This is a genomic window from Bacillus taeanensis, from assembly GCF_003318295.1.
Classification (GTDB): Bacteria; Bacillota; Bacilli; order Bacillales; family UBA6769; genus Maribacillus; species Maribacillus taeanensis.
In genome coordinates, this window is sequence record NZ_QOCW01000001.1 from 414,261 (window position 1) to 430,838 (window position 16,578).

Sequence of the window (16,578 nt, forward strand, 5' to 3'; positions counted from 1 at the left end):
AAATAATTTCTTTTTTTAAAGAGATATGTGTTATATAGTAACAGCCTTTGTTGTTATAACATATGATACATTAGACTAAATGTTTCCATAACGAAGACAGCTCTTTAGCCCTAGCAAGGAGGGTGGAGTAGTGAAGGGTAATCGCTATCGACCAAAACCGCTTTTAACGAAAAGAGAACGAGAAGTTTTTGAGCTGTTAGTACAAGATAAGACGACAAAAGACATCGCTGAAGAGTTGTTTATCAGTGAAAAGACAGTAAGGAACCATATTTCAAATACAATGCAAAAGCTTGGAGTAAAGGGGCGCTCCCAGGCGGTTGTAGAATTATTAAGACTGGGAGAATTAGAAATTTAAGAGACTCCGGCATACTGCCGGGGTTTCTTAAATTTAGGCAATAATTTAAATTGACGATTTAGCCTTTTTTCCGTTATGATTATAGACATCAATGAAACCGTTTTTAGCAAGGAGCAAGCAGATGTTCAAACAACCTTTTGAAATAAAAAAAGCATTAAACAACAATGTTGTTATTGCAATTCAGGAAGAGACAGAAGTTGTATTGATTGGAAAAGGAATTGGTTTTGGGAAGAAAAAAGGGGATACAATTGAACAAGACAAAGTGGACAAATGCTTTGTGTTAATAAATAGCAATGAGCAAGAACAGTATAAACAGCTGCTTTATCAAGTAGATGAAGAGTTTATCGGTGTAATGAATGATGCTGTTCGACTGATCGAGAGGAAACTTCAATCCTCTCTTAATGAACATATTCATGTTGCTTTAACTGATCATATATCCTTTGCTGTAAATCGGCTCCGTAATGGCTTAGATATAAAAAATCCTTTTCTTATTGAAACGCAAACTCTTTATCCGGATGAGTATACGGTAGCAGAAGAAGTAGTTGAACTTGTAAATAGAAAATTAAATATTGAGCTTGCAGAAGGGGAAATTGGTTTTGTAACGTTACATATTCATAGTGCGGTTACGGACCAGCATGTTTCTGATATTAATAAACATTCTAGGTTAATTAGTACAATGATTAAGATGATTGAGGAGTCTTTAGAAATTATAATTAATCGTGAAAGTATTAATTATTTACGACTTGTTCGCCACTTGCGTCATGCGATAGAAAGAATTCAACATGAGGAACAAGTAGAGCAGCAAGAAAAATTAGCAAATGTATTGAAAAAAGAATACCCAATATGCTATAATTTATCATGGAAGTTAATAAAAGTCATGCAGCAAGTTTTACAAAAGCCGATCTCAGATGCAGAGGCTGTTTATTTAACGATGCATCTGCAAAGGCTTTCTCCAAAATAGAATAATAGTCATTATTCTTTACGTGTTACTGATACGATCAGGCATGAGTGAAGAAAAATGTGTATGTTTGTAAATTATGGGTATACTACACTCAGTAATTTACTTGTGTTAAACATACATATTTTTCCGCTCATGCCTTTTTTGTTGCCTGACAAATAAATTTATGTAAAAAAGAAAGGGGTCTCATAATGTTTAAAAATCTATTTGGTGTTTTACAAAGAATTGGTAAAGCATTAATGCTTCCTGTAGCGATTTTACCAGCGGCAGGATTACTGCTCGCATTCGGTAACTTATTTCAAAATCCAGCATTTTTAGATCGCGCAGCTTTCTTAAATGCAGATTGGGTACAGCTTATTGCTCAAGTAATGGAACAAGCGGGTGGAATTGTTTTCTCTAATCTCGCCTTGCTGTTTGCTGTTGGGGTAGCTGTTGGTTTAGCTGATGGTGACGGTGTTGCCGGTTTAGCTGCGATTATCGGTTTTCTAATTATGAATATTACAATGGGTGTATTAAAAGGTATTACCCCAGAACTTGTTGCAGATAATCAAGCTTATGCAAATGTATTAGGAATTCCAACACTGCAAACGGGTGTTTTTGGCGGTGTTATTGTCGGGGTTCTTGCTTCTTATATGTATAAAAAGTATTTCAATATTTCCCTTCCAGCTTATTTAGGATTTTTCGCAGGAAAGCGCTTCGTTCCAATTGCGACAGCAGCATCTGCAGTCCTATTAGGGGTTTTAATGATTTTTGTTTGGCCGCCAATTCAAGCGGGATTAAACGCTCTTTCACACAGCATGGTTGATTCAAAATCAGTCGCTGCGATATTTATTTTTGGTCTTATTGAACGTGCATTAATTCCGTTTGGTTTACATCATATTTTCTATTCACCGTTTTGGTTTGAATTTGGACAATATGTCGATCAAGCCGGAGAAGTGGTTCGTGGTGATCAACGTATTTTCTTTGCACAGTTAAAAGATGGTGTTGATTTTACAGCAGGTGCGTTTATGACAGGGAAGTTTCCGTTTATGATGTTTGGTCTTCCTGCTGCAGCACTTGCAATGTATCATGAAGCGCGTCCTGAAAGAAAAAAGGTTGTTGCAGGTATTTTGGGTTCTGCAGCATTAACTTCTTTCTTAACAGGAATTACAGAACCGATTGAGTTTACATTTTTATTTGTTGCACCTGTATTGTTTGCAATTCATGCTGTATTTGCAGGATTATCTTTTGCAATTATGGATATTTTAAATGTAAAAATTGGAATGACGTTCTCTGGTGGGGTTATTGACTTCTTGCTGTTTGGTGTGCTGCCAAATCGTACAGACTGGTGGCTTGTTATTCCGGTAGGTCTTGCATTATCAGTTATTTATTACTTCGGTTTCCGTTTTGCGATTCGTAAGTTTAACTTAAAAACGCCTGGACGTGAAGATGAAACAGAAGATGTGACTGGTGAAGAAGGTCAAGGTGGAGAACTAGCGGAAAACATTCTTGAAGCGCTTGGCGGATCTGAAAATATTGCTAATTTAGATGCTTGTATTACGCGATTACGTGTTTCTGTAAATGACAAAAATCAAGTTGATAAAAACCGTTTGAAAAAATTAGGTGCATCAGGAGTACTTGAAGTTGGAAATAATATTCAAGCGATCTTTGGACCGCAGTCTGACCAAATTAAAGGCCAAATTAAGGATGTAATGTCTGGAAAGAAGCCTCGTACTATAAAAGAAGAACCAAAAACGACTGCAGCAGCAGATGTAACTAAAAAAGTTTCAATTGCCTCCCCATTAACAGGGAAGATCATGCCGATTTCTGAAGTTCCAGACGAAGTATTTTCTGGGAAAATGATGGGTGACGGTTTTGCAGTAGAACCTACTGGAAATAGTGTTGTTTCTCCAGTAGATGGAAAAATTATTAATGTATTTCCGACAAAACATGCGATTGGAATCGAGTCAAAAGAAGGTCGTGAAATCTTAATTCATTTTGGAATTGACACTGTTAATTTAAAAGGTGAAGGCTTTGACGTTTTTGTTGAACAAGGTGATGAAGTAAAACAAGGTCAAGAATTAATGAAAGTTAACTTAGAGTATATTAAAGAAAACGCCAAATCAACAGTGACGCCTATTGTATTCACAAACTTGCAAGATGGCGAAAAAATTGTGTTAAATAAAAAAGGTGCTGTAGAAAAAGGCGAAGTAGAAATAGTAGCAATTGATAAATAAATGAAAACATGGTAAAGTATTTTCTGTTTAATAATTTAAAAAATTAAAATGCATTTAATAAAGGAGAGGTTTTACATGGCACAAAAAACATTTAAAGTAACAGCAGATTCAGGTATTCATGCACGTCCAGCAACACAACTTGTTAACAAAGCAGGACAATTTTCATCTGATATTACTCTTCAGTACAAAGAAAAGTCTGTAAACTTAAAGTCCATTATGGGTGTTATGTCACTTGGTATTCCTAGCGGGGTTGAAGTTACAATTGCTGCAGAAGGTAATGATGCAGACGAAGCAATTGCAGCTCTTGACGAAGTTATGAAAAATGAAGGGCTTGGCGAGTAATGTCTATTAATATTACAGGAATTGGCGCTTCTTCAGGTATCGCAATTGCCAAAGCATTTGTTCTTGAAAATCCTGAACTTGAAATTGAAACAAAAAAGGTTCAAAGTGCAGATGAAGAAATCGAGCGTTTAGAATCTGCTCTTAAGCAATCAAGACAAGAGCTTGAAGCAATTAAAGAACATACAGAAAAAGAATTAGGCGAAGATAAAGCAGAGATTTTTGCAGCGCATTTACTAGTGCTGCAGGATCCTGAGCTTGTTGACACAGTAAAAGATAAAATTAAAACAGAACAAATCAATGCAGAAAGTGCGCTAAATGATGTATCAAGCATGTTTATTACGATGTTTGAACAAATGGACAACGAATATATGAAAGAAAGAGCTGCCGATATTCGTGACGTGTCCAAGCGTGTTCTTGCTCATTTATTAGGCGTAACATTTGCATCTCCTGCTTCAATCACTGAAGAAGTGATTATTATTGCGGAAGACTTAACACCATCTGATACAGCACAGCTAAATCGTAAATATGTAAAAGGCTTTGCAACCGATATTGGTGGGCGTACTTCACACTCAGCGATTATGTCTCGTTCAATGGAGATTCCAGCCGTTGTTGGAACAAAATCCGTTACGGAACAAATCAAAGCTGATACACTTGTCATCATTGATGGATTAGATGGACATGTGATTGTTGATCCTTCAGAAGAAGAAATCGCACAGTATAACAAAAAGAAAGAACAATTTGAAGCGCAAAAAGCAGAATGGGCGAAGCTTGTAAACGAGCCGTCTGTAACGAAAGACGATCATCATGTGGAACTTGCTGCAAATATCGGAACACCTGATGATGTAAAAGGTGTCATTGAAAATGGTGCAGAAGGCGTTGGTTTATACCGCACGGAGTTTTTATACATGGGACGTAATGAACTGCCAACAGAGGACGAGCAGTTTGAAGCGTATAAAACGGTTCTTGAAAAAATGGAAGGAAAGCCAGTTGTTATTCGTACGTTAGATATTGGCGGCGACAAAGAGCTTCCATATTTAAACCTTCCAAAAGAAATGAACCCATTTTTAGGGTTCCGTGCGATCCGTCTTTGTTTAGAAGAGCAGGATATTTTCCGTACACAGCTTCGCGCACTGCTTCGCGCGAGCACATTTGGGAATTTAAAAGTCATGTTCCCGATGATTGCAACGCTTGATGAATTTAGACAAGCAAAAGCGATTTTGCTTGAAGAAAAGGACAAGCTTGTAAGTGAAGGTGTGCAGGTTTCTGATGAGATTGAAGTAGGCATGATGGTTGAAATTCCATCAACAGCTGTAATGGCTGATCAGTTTGCGAAAGAAGTTGATTTCTTCAGCATTGGAACAAATGATTTAATTCAATATACAATGGCAAGCGACCGTATGAATGAAAAAGTTTCATACCTTTACCAGCCATACAACCCGGCAATTTTACGCCTTGTCAATATGGTTGTAAAAGCTGCTCATAAAGAAGGAAAATGGGCTGGTATGTGCGGTGAAATGGCAGGCGACTCAATCGCGATTCCAATTTTATTAGGGATCGGCTTAGATGAATTCAGCATGAGTGCGACATCGATCCTTGCTGCACGCAGCCAAATTAGCAAGCTATCAAAGCAAGAAATTGAATCCCATATTGAAACAATCTTAAATCTGGGTACAACAGAAGAAGTTATTGAATTTGTAGAAAACAACTTTCAATAAACAAAAGAGGGCTATCATTTAGATAGCTCTCTTTCTTTTTTATTATTTTGCTTTATAATATGATTGTTAGATTGTGTGGAAGTAAACAAGGGTATAACCATATAAATAACAAAGAGAGATTATAATAGAAGAGGCGATAAAGTGAAGAAACCAATAGGAGTAATTGATTCAGGTGTGGGAGGACTAACGGTAGCAAAAGAATTAATGCGCCAGCTCCCTAAGGAAGAGATTGTATATTTAGGGGATACAGCAAGATGCCCATATGGTCCACGGCCTTGGGAAGAAGTTCGACAGTTTACTTGGGAAATGACAAATTATTTATTATCAAAGCACGATATTAAATTGCTTGTAATTGCTTGTAATACGGCTACAGCTGTTGTTTTGGATGAAATAAGAGAGACTTTATCCATTCCTGTGGTAGGTGTTGTACATCCAGGGGCGAGAACAGCTTTAAAAATTACAAAAAACAATTATATTGGCGTAATAGGTACAGAAGGAACCATTAAAAGTAAGGCATATGAAAATGCATTAAAAAGCATTAACAGTAAAGTAAAGGTAGAGAGCCTAGCTTGTCCCAAATTTGTTCCTCTCGTTGAAAGTAATAATCTAGATGGTGAACGAACAAAGAAAGTGGTAGAAGAGACGTTAGCTCCTTTTAAGGAGTATCCAATTGACTCGCTTATTTTAGGCTGTACTCATTATCCATTATTAGAACCTGTTATTAAAGAGGTAATGGGAGAGGACATTCGCACTATTTGTTCAGGAGATGAAACGGCACGAGAAGTAAGTACAGTTTTATATCACAGCAATCTTATGAACATAAGTGATGAAAAGCCGATTCATTATTTTTATACAACAGGTCAAAGTAAGATATTTTCACAAATTGCAAACAACTGGTTTGAAGAAAAAATCGAAAATATTTATGGAATTTCGTTAGGATAGCTCTTCTTTAGGAGAGCTATCTTTTTATTTTAAGGAGAATAAAATGATAATTTTTATTTGGTCTAAAAGGTTGAGAAGCTCGTATACATAGTAGTACAAACCATCTGGGGAGGGAATTTATTCATGCCGAAACGGTTGAAAGTCTTGTCATCATTCATTCTGCTCTTATTAGCAGTGATGCTATCTGGATGTGTATTTGACGCTACTAAATCTACAACTGAGATAGATCCACCAAAAGATGTTAACTTTGTATCAGAAGATGAGCCCTTAGAAGCAGTTGAAGATAAGAAAGAAGCCAACGATGTGGATGAAACAACTAGTGAAGAGGTAGAAACAGTCACACGCCAGCTATATTTAATGGACAAAAATGGTTATGTCGTACCTCAATCTTTAAATTTACCTAAAACAAAAGAGGTAGCCAAGCAGGCGGTGGAATATTTGGTGAAGGATGGACCTGTGACAGATTTACTGCCGAATGGCTTTCAAGCAGTTCTCCCGGCAGGCACAGAAGTAATCGGTGTTAATCTTGATAGCGACACAGCTATTGTAGATTTCTCAAAAGAATTTGCTGACTATGATCCAAGCGAAGAACAGAAGATCCTTCAATCCATTACATGGACACTCACACAATTTGATAATATTAAAAATGTACAAATTTGGATCAATGGATATGAACAAAAGGTAATGCCGGTGAATCAGACACCAGTAGGTGAGGGTGTAAGTCGCCTAGATGGAATTAATAATGAAACAGGTAATGTGGTGGACATGGCAAATAGTATGGGTGTAACGGTTTATTATTTAGCTCAAACTGAAGGAACGAGTTATTATGTGCCAGTTACAAAGCGAATTGCTAATAAAACAGACAGTGTAGCAGCTGTTGTAGAAGGGTTAGTAGATGGTCCGAGTATACAATCAGGGTTGTTTTCGGACTTTTCAAGTGATGTAGAATTGTTAGACGTCTCTATAGATGATGTGGGGTTAGCTACATTAAATTTTAATGAAGCGTTATTAAACCAAGAAATCGTATCAGATCATACATTAAATGCTCTTGTTCTTTCTCTCACAGAACAAACTAATATTCATCAAGTAGCCATTCAAGTAAACGGAGAACCGACATTAAAAAATGCTTCTGGTGAACCATTAGCAGAACCGGTTACAAGAGAAATGATCACAAAAACGATTGGTTTTTAGACGGAAAATATTTCTATAATATGATAAAATGAAGAGGTTGGTAAATGGTTGCCGCCTCTTTTTAATATGCTGGAAAAGAGTAATTTAATTGCAATTGGGTTTTTGCTGTATTACAATTGCATTCAACTTTACATGTTTATATGCTGTGTCGAACTTTTACAATAGATTAAAGGAAGTTTTTCTCTTTCGCTAGTGATAGTTATATATGGGGAGGGGATACTATCAAAAGTAATAATACCATTTTTGTAAAGGAGCTTCTTTATGAGAGTAGATGGAAGAGAAAATGATCAACTGCGATCTATACATATTGAAACAAACTATATAAAACATCCAGAAGGGGCTGTACTCATACATGTAGGGGATACTAAAGTGATTTGTACAGCAAGTATCGAAGAACGTGTTCCTCCATTTATGAGGGGGCAGGGAAAAGGCTGGGTTACAGCGGAGTATGCTATGCTTCCTCGTGCAACAGAACAGCGAAATATTCGCGAATCAAGTAAAGGAAAAGTGTCAGGGCGTACTATGGAAATCCAGCGACTTATTAGTAGAGCATTGCGTTCTGTTGTAGATTTGAAAAAGCTGGGTGAACGAACAATCTGGATTGATTGTGATGTCATTCAAGCAGACGGTGGTACAAGAACAGCTTCTATTACTGGAGCTTTTGTGGCGATGACTTTAGCGCTGGGAAAGTGTGTCGAAAGTAAAATATTAAAAGAAATGCCGGTCATAGATTTTTTAGCGGCAACCTCTGTTGGAATTGACAAAAGTCAAGGCGAAATATTAGATCTATGTTATCGAGAAGATGCTGGCGCAGATGTTGATATGAATATTGTTATGACAGGAAACGGAGAATTTGTTGAACTTCAGGGAACGGGTGAAGAAGCAACTTTTTCTTATAAAGAGCTGCAAAACCTATTGAGATTAGCTTCAAAGGGTATTTCAGAACTAATTGAAGTACAAAAAGAAGTGTTAGGCGAGTTAGCTAATAATATTGGATCAGAAAGTGTGTGAGACTTTGGAAACGATTATAATTGCAACGAAAAATAAAGGGAAAGTAAAAGAATTTGCCCACATGTTTTCAAAAAAAGGAATACAAGTAAAGTCCCTATTAGATTTTGAAAAAGATATTGAGATCGAGGAAACAGGGATAACTTTTCAAGAAAATGCAGCGATTAAGGCGGAAGCGATTAGCAGTTTAATAAATAAAGTTGTTATTGCTGATGATTCTGGACTAGTGGTGGATGCATTAGAAGGTCGTCCTGGTGTCTATTCAGCTCGGTATGCAGGAGAAGAGAAGAACGATCAAGCGAATCTTGAAAAGGTTTTAGAAGAATTAAAGGGAGTCCCTTATGAACAGCGCACGGCCCGGTTTGTATGTGCATTAGCTGTTGCCATTCCTAATCAAAAAACAGAGATTGTAGAAGGCAAATGCGAAGGGATGATTACAGAGGAACCTAAAGGGGAAAAAGGTTTTGGGTATGATCCTATTTTTTATGTTCCTTTAAAAGAGAAAACAATGGCAGAAATGGATGGAGAAGAAAAAAATACTTTGTCACACCGCGCCCAGGCATTACACGAATTAGAGAAGGAGTGGGATCGCCTATTGAAACAGAAGTAATAGTCTAGGTGGACAAGGTTGTTCGAGGAGTGAGTTTTTTGGCGAAATTATTAATCATAAGCGATAGTCACGGGTTAACAAATGAACTAATTGAAATTAAAAAGCGTCATCAACAAACAGTAGATGCAATGATTCATTGCGGAGATTCAGAGCTTCCTTATAATGCTCCTGAAATGAATGATTTTATTAAAGTAAAAGGGAATTGTGATTTTGATTCGAGCTATTTAGACGAGCTTACTGAGGAGATTCAGGGCAGCAGAGTGTTTGTGACACATGGTCACCTCTATAATGTAAAAATGTCTTTAATGTCTATTCAATATAAGGCAGAGGAAGTTGACGCAAAAATTGCTTGCTTTGGCCATTCACATGTGGCAGGTTCCTTTCAAGAAAATAATATTGTATTTATTAATCCAGGAAGCATTCTTATACCTAGAAGAAGACCTGAACCAACGTATGTCATTGCAGAGATAGAGGAAAAGGAAATGACTGTACGCTTTTTTAATGCTGCAGGCAGCGAAGTAGAAGAATTAGCCGCTCATTATGTTGTAAAGAGCAAATAAATAAAAGGAAGGAGACAATCTCCTCCTTTCCTGGCTTTATAGAGATTTTCAAAAAGAATTTGAGGGAAATATCTTATGTAAGTTTCTGATTGTTTCACTTCTTATATTTTTCTTGTTAATATGGTATTGACATCTTTAATAATATAATATATATTTATATATGTCGTTAGATAAACGTGCGGGTGTAGTTTAGTGGTAAAACCTCAGCCTTCCAAGCTGATGATGTGAGTTCGATTCTCATCACCCGCTCCAAATATTTATTTGATCAGTTGTCCCAGTAGCTCAGCAGGATAGAGCAACGGCCTTCTAAGCCGTCGGTCGGGAGTTCGAATCTCTCCTGGGACGCCATCTGAATATACATAGCATATTTAAGTCTTTTCTTATAAAAAGGAAAGACTTTTTTATTTTTCAATAATATTTATCTTATTATCTTCTTATTAAGAAAAGGAATATGTGGTAAATTACTTTGATTTTAATGTTGATTTTTTATCCGAATTATTATTTGAAAAAAATAAACATTTAGAATTTTTTATGAAAGTCAAAAAAGTTAAAAAACGTTTCAGCCCTTTTATACAAACGATGTAAACGGATTCAATATAATTAAACAATCTAAAAAGTCAAATAATTTTTTAAAAAGTGGTTGACCATAGTTCAAAATCAGCGTATGATAGTCCTCAAATAAAGAAAACAATCAGCTGAACATAATAAATTATAGAGAGAATGTACATTATAAAAAATATGATGTAATTCATTACTTATATAAAATATTTTTAGTATTTCAGTCATAAGTAAATGAGGGGGGAATTCCATTGAGCGAACAGTGGATCTATTTAGACGGAGAATTTGTGACAAAAGAAAATGCAAAAATTTCCGTATATGATCATGGCTTCCTCTACGGTGATGGGGTGTTTGAAGGAATTCGAGTTTATGATGGAAATGTCTTTCGGTTAGAAGAGCATTTACAACGTTTATACAACTCAGCAAAATCCATTATGTTAGAAATCCCTCATACAAGCGAGGAATTATCAGCAATTATCGTTGAAACGGTAAAGAAAAATGAGTTGAAGAACGCCTATATCCGAGTAGTTATATCACGAGGAGTTGGTGATCTTGGCTTAGATCCGCTGAAATGCAAAAAACCACAAACAATCGTCATTGCAGAACATCTTGCACTATTTCCAGAGGAACTTTACGAGTCTGGACTTGAAATCGTGTCAGTAGCGAGCAGGAGAAATCGTCCGGATGTTCTCAGTCCTAAAGTAAAATCTTTAAATTATTTAAATAATATTTTAGTGAAAATAGAAGCCAATCTAGCAGGAGTTAGTGAAGCGTTAATGTTGAATGATCAAGGTTATGTAGCTGAAGGTTCAGCTGATAATATTTTTATTGTTCAAGGGAAGACGTTAAAAACACCTCCTGGCTATGTTGGAGCACTTGAAGGAATTACAAGAGGAGCAATTATTGAAATTGCAGATGAACTTGGCTATGAAGTAAAAGAAGAGCCCTTTACTAGACATGATGTTTATGTAGCCGATGAAGTATTTTTAACTGGCACTGCGGCTGAAGTAATTGCAGTAGTGAAAGTTGATGGTCGTGTTATTGGAGATGGAAAGCCAGGCAGGGAAACACAACAGCTTCTTGAAGCGTTCCGTAAACGGGTTGTCGCTGAAGGTGTTAAAGTATATGATGGATTAGAAGACAGTGCCACAGTAGTATAAAACTTAATAAAGTTAAATCAATGAAGAGGTAAAAGTGAAAGGAATTGGGTATCTACAGAGAGTCGGGTCGCTGGAAACCGATGTTACTCCCTATCACGACATCGCCTCCGAGTACCATTTTGAAAAGAGTTTTTAACAGTAGGAATGGTCGGGTGATTTTCATCACTCGTTATTAAAAGGACGGTTAAATGATGATCGTTCAAGAGGCAGTTTCTGTAAGGGAACTGTGAAAAAGGGTGGTACCATGAAAAGTAAATCTTTTCGTCCCTTAGACGCAACCAGTCTATTGTGGATGATAAGATTTTTTTTAATGTCAATTTTCATAATTATCAGTTATAAAAAGGTTGAAACGTCCACATGTATACATTTTTAAATGAAGAATTGGAGGAGAAAGAAAATGTGTGCAAAATTAAAAAGTCATGAAGAAACGAAAATAAGCACTGAAAAGAAGAATCTATCTGGTGCTGCAATGCTTGTTGAATCATTAAAGCAAGAAAATGTTGAAGTTATTTTTGGTTATCCAGGTGGAGCAGTTCTTCCAATTTATGATGCGTTATATGGAGCAGCTGTAAAACACGTATTAGCAAGACATGAACAAGGTGCCATTCACGCTGCTGAAGGCTACGCGAGAATTTCAGGAAAACCTGCTGTTGTATTAGTAACCTCAGGACCTGGGGCTACAAATATTGTGACTGGACTTGCGGATGCAATGATTGATTCCCTTCCATTAGTTGTTTTTACAGGTCAAGTCGGTACTCAAGTAATTGGTACAGATGCCTTTCAAGAAGCAGATGTAATGGGAATTACAATGCCGATTACAAAGCATAACTATCAAGTTAGAAATGTAGAGGATCTACCAAGAATCATTAAAGAAGCATTCCATATTGCAACAACTGGGAGACCAGGGCCGGTATTGATTGATATTCCAAAAGACATCGCAGCAACAGAAGGCGAATTTAATTATGAGCAGGAGATTAATTTACCTGGTTATCAACCGACAGTATCACCAAATGTTCTGCAAATTCGCAAATTAAATGAAGCGGTACAGCAAGCGAAGCGTCCGGTTATTTTAGCAGGAGCAGGTGTTGTCTTCGCTAAAGCAAGTGAAGAGCTAAAAGAATTTGCTGAAAAGCGCAGTATTCCAGTTGCTAATACATTGCTTGGACTTGGCAGTATGCCGGGAAATCACCCGCTATTTTTAGGGATGGCTGGTATGCACGGAACTTATGCTGCTAACATGGCGATTTATGAAAGTGATCTATTAATTAGTATTGGGGCGCGTTTTGATGATCGCGTAACAGGCAATTTAGAACATTTTGCTCCAAATGCTAAAGTAGCTCATATTGATATTGATCCAGCGGAAATTGGTAAGAATGTTCACACTCACATTCCGGTAGTTGGGGATGCAAAAGAGGCGATTCAAGCCTTATTAGCAGAAGATATGCCAGCTGCAGATTTTGTGGAATGGAATGATAAGTTGGGTCAATATAAAACAGAATATCCACTTTGGTATAATGAAGATGGCAATGTGTTAAAACCTCAGAAGTTAATGGAGATGGTCCATAAGATTACAGAAGGAGAAGCTATTGTGACGACAGATGTGGGACAGCATCAAATGTGGGCTGCGCAATATTATTCCTTTAATAAACCAAATCGCTGGGTAACTTCAGGCGGTCTTGGAACAATGGGCTTTGGACTTCCATCTGCAATAGGAGCACAGCTAGCTGACCCAACACGTACAACTGTTGCAGTGGTTGGAGATGCTGGTTTTCAGATGACGGCCCAAGAACTAACATTGATCCATCAATTGAATTTACCAATCAAAATTGTGATTGTAAATAATCAATCGCTTGGAATGGTTCGCCAATGGCAAGAATTTTTCTATGAAGAGCGTTACTCTGAATCGCTCCTTCCACATCAACCAGATTTTGTAAAATTAGCAGATGCATACGGCATTCAAGGTGTGAAAGTAAATAATCTTGCCGAAGCAGAAGAAGTTCTAAAGGATGTTCTTCATGTTGATCGACCAGTTCTAATTGACTGCCGTGTTGCTGCGGATGAAAACGTGTTTCCGATGATTGCACCTGGTAAAGGATTACATGAAATGATTGGGGTGAAACCATGAGAAGAATTGTAACTGCTACAGTAAATAATCAAACAGGAGTATTAAATCGCATTACCGGCCTGTTTATGAAAAGGCAGTTTAACATTGAAAGTATTACAGTAGGGCATACAGAAAAGCCCGGTATTTCAAGAATGACTTTTGTTGTAAATGTAGATGATGAAAGAAAACTTGAACAGCTCATTAAACAATTGAATAAGCAAATTGATGTATTAAAAGTAAATGATATTACTGATCAAGCAATTGTGGCTCGTGAGCTTGCCCTTATTAAGGTTATTGCCAGTCCTCAAAGTCGCACTGAGATTACAGGCTTAATTGAGCCGTTCCGTGCATCGATTATTGATGTGAGTCGTGACAGTGTCACGGTACAAGTCACAGGAGATTCTAATAAAGTAGAAGCGCTGCTTGATTTGTTAAGGCCTTATGGCATTAAAGAATTGGCTAGAACTGGTGTTACAGCCTTTACAAGAGGTACTCAAAAACAGGTAACAGATATTAAACAATATTCAATCATAAATTAAAAAATTAAATTAGACTAAGGAGAGATTTATTATGGCAAAAGTATATTATAACGGTGATGTAAAACAAGATTTATTACAAGGGAAAAAGGTAGCAGTAGTAGGTTATGGTTCACAAGGACATGCACACGCACAAAACTTACGCGAAAGCGGAGTAGAAGTTGTAATTGGATTACGTAAAGGTAAATCTTGGGATCAAGCAGAACAAGATGGATTTGAAGTATTAAGCGTTAAAGAAGCAGTAGAAGCAGCTGATGTTGTAATGGTGCTATTACCAGATGAGTATCAACCAAAAGTATACAAAGAAGAAATTGAGCCTGGATTAACAGCTGGAAAAGCATTACTGTTTGCTCACGGTTTCAATATTCACTTTAATCAAATCGTGCCACCTGCAGATGTAGATGTATTATTAGTTGCACCAAAGGGTCCAGGACACTTAGTACGTCGTGTATTTACTGAAGGAGCAGGTGTACCAGGATTATTCGCAATTTATCAAGATGTAACAGGTACTGCAACACAGTTAGCACTTTCATATGCAAAAGGAATTGGTTCAGCTCGTGCGGGTGTACTTGAAACAACATTCCAAGAAGAAACAGAAACAGATTTATTCGGTGAGCAAGCAGTGCTTTGTGGAGGAGCAAGTGCTCTTGTAAAAGCAGGTTTTGAAACATTAGTAGAGGCTGGTTATCAACCAGAAGTTGCTTACTTCGAATGTTTACATGAATTAAAGCTAATTGTTGACTTAATGTATGAAGGCGGATTAGAAAACATGCGTTATTCAATCTCTGATACAGCGCAGTGGGGAGACTTCGTATCAGGTCCACGTGTCGTAACAGAACAAACAAAAGCTGCAATGAAAGACGTATTAACAGATATTCAAAATGGTACATTTGCGAAAGGTTGGATTCTTGAAAACCAAGCAAATCGTCCTCAATTTACTGCAATTAACAACAATGAAAAACAACATCCAATTGAGGTAGTTGGACGTGAACTACGTGAAATGATGCCATTTGTTAAATCTAAATCTAAAGACGTAGTTGGTAGTGCAAAAAATTAAGATCTTTGAGACAATGCTTGGTAATTAGGAGCAGTCGCCCGCGGTTAACTTAAACCGCGCGGGAAAAATTGAAATTAGTTGGTGGCTCACATGTTGTGAGCCATTTCAATATTCAGGAAAGCAAGATAATAAGGCAGGGGGGACAATTACAAGATGAAGAAACAAATTGCTGTACTACCAGGCGATGGAATTGGACCGGAAATCACCGAAGGCGCTATTAAAGTTTTACAAGCAGCAGCTGAAAAGTTTGGACATGAATTTAGTTTTCAGAAAGCTTTAATTGGAGGAGCGGCAATTGATGAAACAGGAGAACCTCTTCCAAAGGAAACTGTAGAGATTTGCCAACAAAGTGATGCCATTCTTTTAGGGGCAGTAGGTGGTTATAAGTGGGATAATTTACCTGGTGACAAACGCCCTGAAAAAGGGTTATTGGCAATCAGAAAGTCATTGGATTTATTTGCAAACCTCCGACCTGTTCAAGCATTTAAAAGCCTTTCAAATGCTTCTACTCTTAAGGAAGAAGTAATTAATGGTGTTGACTTAATGATTGTACGCGAGCTTACTGGCGGTATTTATTTTGGTGAGCCTCGTGAGCGAAGAGGAGAAAATAATGAAGAAGTAGTAGATACGCTTCATTATACGAAACGTGAAATTGAGCGTATTATTGAAAAGGCATTTCAGCTTGCAATGCTTCGAGATAAAAAAGTAACTTCTGTTGATAAAGCAAATGTGTTAGAATCAAGCCGGATGTGGCGGGAAACGGCTGAAGAGATTGCAAAAAAATATCCAGAAGTCGAACTTGAGCATTTATTAGTAGATAATGCGGCAATGGCGCTTATTCGAAATCCAAAACAGTTTGATGTAATGGTAACAGAAAATATGTTTGGTGACATTTTAAGCGATGAAGCCTCCATGTTAACAGGCTCTTTAGGAATGCTGCCTTCTGCCAGCTTAAGTGCAGATGGACCAGGATTATTTGAACCGGTTCATGGCTCAGCACCTGATATTGCAGGTCAAGGAAAAGCCAATCCGCTTGCAACGATTTTATCAGCAGCGATGATGTTAAAATATGCGTTTGAAATGAAGGAAGAGGCAGCAGCAATTGAAGAGGCTGTAGAAGAAGTGTTAGAAGCGGGCTATCGAACCGCAGATATAGTGGAAGAAAATACAAAAGTTCTTACAACAAATGAAATGGTAGAGGTTGTCATCTCCTACCTTAGTCAAGATAAAAAAGCAGCTGATGCAATTTCCGTTAAAAGATAAGGG

The 16,578-nt window shown here is 37.2% G+C and carries 15 protein-coding genes and 2 tRNA genes; all 17 read left to right on the plus strand.

Annotated features, from left to right (window positions below; translation table 11 throughout):
* Positions 1-130: 130 nt before the first annotated feature.
* The 17 genes from DS031_RS02020 (at position 131) to leuB (ending at position 16,575) form a co-directional block, all read left to right on the plus strand.
* Positions 131-355, plus strand: a complete 225-nt coding sequence (locus tag DS031_RS02020) for a helix-turn-helix domain-containing protein (protein WP_113804250.1) — start codon at positions 131-133, stop codon at positions 353-355.
* A 121-nt stretch (positions 356-476) separates the two neighbouring features.
* Positions 477-1,316 carry a glucose PTS transporter transcription antiterminator GlcT gene (gene glcT, locus DS031_RS02025; protein ID WP_113804251.1) on the plus strand — a complete coding sequence of 280 codons (840 nt, stop codon included), beginning with the start codon at positions 477-479 and terminating at the stop codon, positions 1,314-1,316.
* 188 nt (positions 1,317-1,504) lie between these two features.
* A complete protein-coding gene (ptsG, locus tag DS031_RS02030; protein WP_113804252.1) occupies positions 1,505-3,529 on the plus strand; it encodes a glucose-specific PTS transporter subunit IIBC in 2,025 nt (674 codons plus the stop codon).
* A 75-nt stretch (positions 3,530-3,604) separates the two neighbouring features.
* Positions 3,605-3,871: a phosphocarrier protein HPr gene (locus DS031_RS02035; RefSeq protein ID WP_113804253.1), complete on the plus strand. Its 267-nt coding sequence runs from the start codon at positions 3,605-3,607 to the stop codon at positions 3,869-3,871.
* Positions 3,871-5,586 carry a phosphoenolpyruvate--protein phosphotransferase gene (gene ptsP / locus DS031_RS02040; protein WP_113804254.1) on the plus strand — a complete coding sequence of 572 codons (1,716 nt, stop codon included), beginning with the start codon at positions 3,871-3,873 and terminating at the stop codon, positions 5,584-5,586. The genes DS031_RS02035 and ptsP overlap by 1 nt, the downstream gene beginning before the upstream one ends.
* A 141-nt stretch (positions 5,587-5,727) precedes the next feature.
* Entirely contained in the window at positions 5,728-6,528 is an 801-nt protein-coding gene (gene racE, locus DS031_RS02045) for a glutamate racemase (RefSeq protein ID WP_113804255.1), read from the plus strand.
* A 123-nt stretch (positions 6,529-6,651) separates the two neighbouring features.
* A complete protein-coding gene (locus tag DS031_RS02050; RefSeq protein WP_113804256.1) occupies positions 6,652-7,719 on the plus strand; it encodes a GerMN domain-containing protein in 1,068 nt (355 codons plus the stop codon).
* 261 nt (positions 7,720-7,980) lie between these two features.
* A complete protein-coding gene (gene rph, locus DS031_RS02055) occupies positions 7,981-8,730 on the plus strand; it encodes a ribonuclease PH (protein WP_113804257.1) in 750 nt (249 codons plus the stop codon).
* Positions 8,731-8,734: 4 nt separating this feature from the next.
* Complete coding sequence (locus DS031_RS02060; RefSeq protein WP_113804258.1) at positions 8,735-9,337, plus strand: XTP/dITP diphosphatase; 603 nt, start codon at positions 8,735-8,737, stop codon at positions 9,335-9,337.
* Positions 9,338-9,375: 38 nt separating this feature from the next.
* Positions 9,376-9,897, plus strand: a complete 522-nt coding sequence (locus DS031_RS02065) for a metallophosphoesterase (protein ID WP_113804259.1) — start codon at positions 9,376-9,378, stop codon at positions 9,895-9,897.
* Between the two features lie 178 nt (positions 9,898-10,075).
* A tRNA-Gly gene (locus tag DS031_RS02070) sits at positions 10,076-10,149 on the plus strand.
* Between the two features lie 19 nt (positions 10,150-10,168).
* Positions 10,169-10,245: transfer RNA gene (locus DS031_RS02075), tRNA-Arg, on the plus strand.
* 461 nt (positions 10,246-10,706) lie between these two features.
* Positions 10,707-11,615 carry a branched-chain-amino-acid transaminase gene (ilvE, locus tag DS031_RS02080; protein ID WP_113804260.1) on the plus strand — a complete coding sequence of 303 codons (909 nt, stop codon included), beginning with the start codon at positions 10,707-10,709 and terminating at the stop codon, positions 11,613-11,615.
* 397 nt (positions 11,616-12,012) lie between these two features.
* Positions 12,013-13,740, plus strand: coding sequence for an acetolactate synthase large subunit (gene ilvB / locus DS031_RS02085; protein ID WP_113804261.1), 1,728 nt, complete (start codon positions 12,013-12,015; stop codon positions 13,738-13,740).
* Complete coding sequence (gene ilvN, locus DS031_RS02090; RefSeq protein WP_113804262.1) at positions 13,737-14,258, plus strand: acetolactate synthase small subunit; 522 nt, start codon at positions 13,737-13,739, stop codon at positions 14,256-14,258. Before ilvB ends, ilvN begins: the two co-directional genes overlap by 4 nt.
* Positions 14,259-14,289: 31 nt before the next feature.
* Positions 14,290-15,312 (plus strand): ketol-acid reductoisomerase, encoded by a 1,023-nt coding sequence (gene ilvC, locus DS031_RS02095; RefSeq protein ID WP_113804263.1) that lies wholly within the window; start codon positions 14,290-14,292, stop codon positions 15,310-15,312.
* Positions 15,313-15,465: 153 nt separating this feature from the next.
* On the plus strand, positions 15,466-16,575 hold the full coding sequence (gene leuB / locus DS031_RS02100) for a 3-isopropylmalate dehydrogenase (RefSeq protein ID WP_113804264.1): 1,110 nt from the start codon (positions 15,466-15,468) through the stop codon (positions 16,573-16,575).
* Positions 16,576-16,578 lie beyond the last annotated feature (3 nt).

What these genes read in the sequence shown, in the direction of transcription:
- ilvB (WP_113804261.1), top strand. Translation starts at nt 12,013, where the DNA reads ATGTGTGCAAAATTAAAAAGTCATGAAGAAACGAAAATAAGCACTGAA.
- ptsP (WP_113804254.1), top strand. Translation starts at nt 3,871, where the DNA reads ATGTCTATTAATATTACAGGAATTGGCGCTTCTTCAGGTATCGCAATT.
- ptsG (WP_113804252.1), top strand. Translation starts at nt 1,505, where the DNA reads ATGTTTAAAAATCTATTTGGTGTTTTACAAAGAATTGGTAAAGCATTA.
- ilvC (WP_113804263.1), top strand. Translation starts at nt 14,290, where the DNA reads ATGGCAAAAGTATATTATAACGGTGATGTAAAACAAGATTTATTACAA.
- DS031_RS02050 (WP_113804256.1), top strand. Translation starts at nt 6,652, where the DNA reads ATGCCGAAACGGTTGAAAGTCTTGTCATCATTCATTCTGCTCTTATTA.
- rph (WP_113804257.1), top strand. Translation starts at nt 7,981, where the DNA reads ATGAGAGTAGATGGAAGAGAAAATGATCAACTGCGATCTATACATATT.
- ilvN (WP_113804262.1), top strand. Translation starts at nt 13,737, where the DNA reads ATGAGAAGAATTGTAACTGCTACAGTAAATAATCAAACAGGAGTATTA.
- glcT (WP_113804251.1), top strand. Translation starts at nt 477, where the DNA reads ATGTTCAAACAACCTTTTGAAATAAAAAAAGCATTAAACAACAATGTT.
- DS031_RS02035 (WP_113804253.1), top strand. Translation starts at nt 3,605, where the DNA reads ATGGCACAAAAAACATTTAAAGTAACAGCAGATTCAGGTATTCATGCA.
- leuB (WP_113804264.1), top strand. Translation starts at nt 15,466, where the DNA reads ATGAAGAAACAAATTGCTGTACTACCAGGCGATGGAATTGGACCGGAA.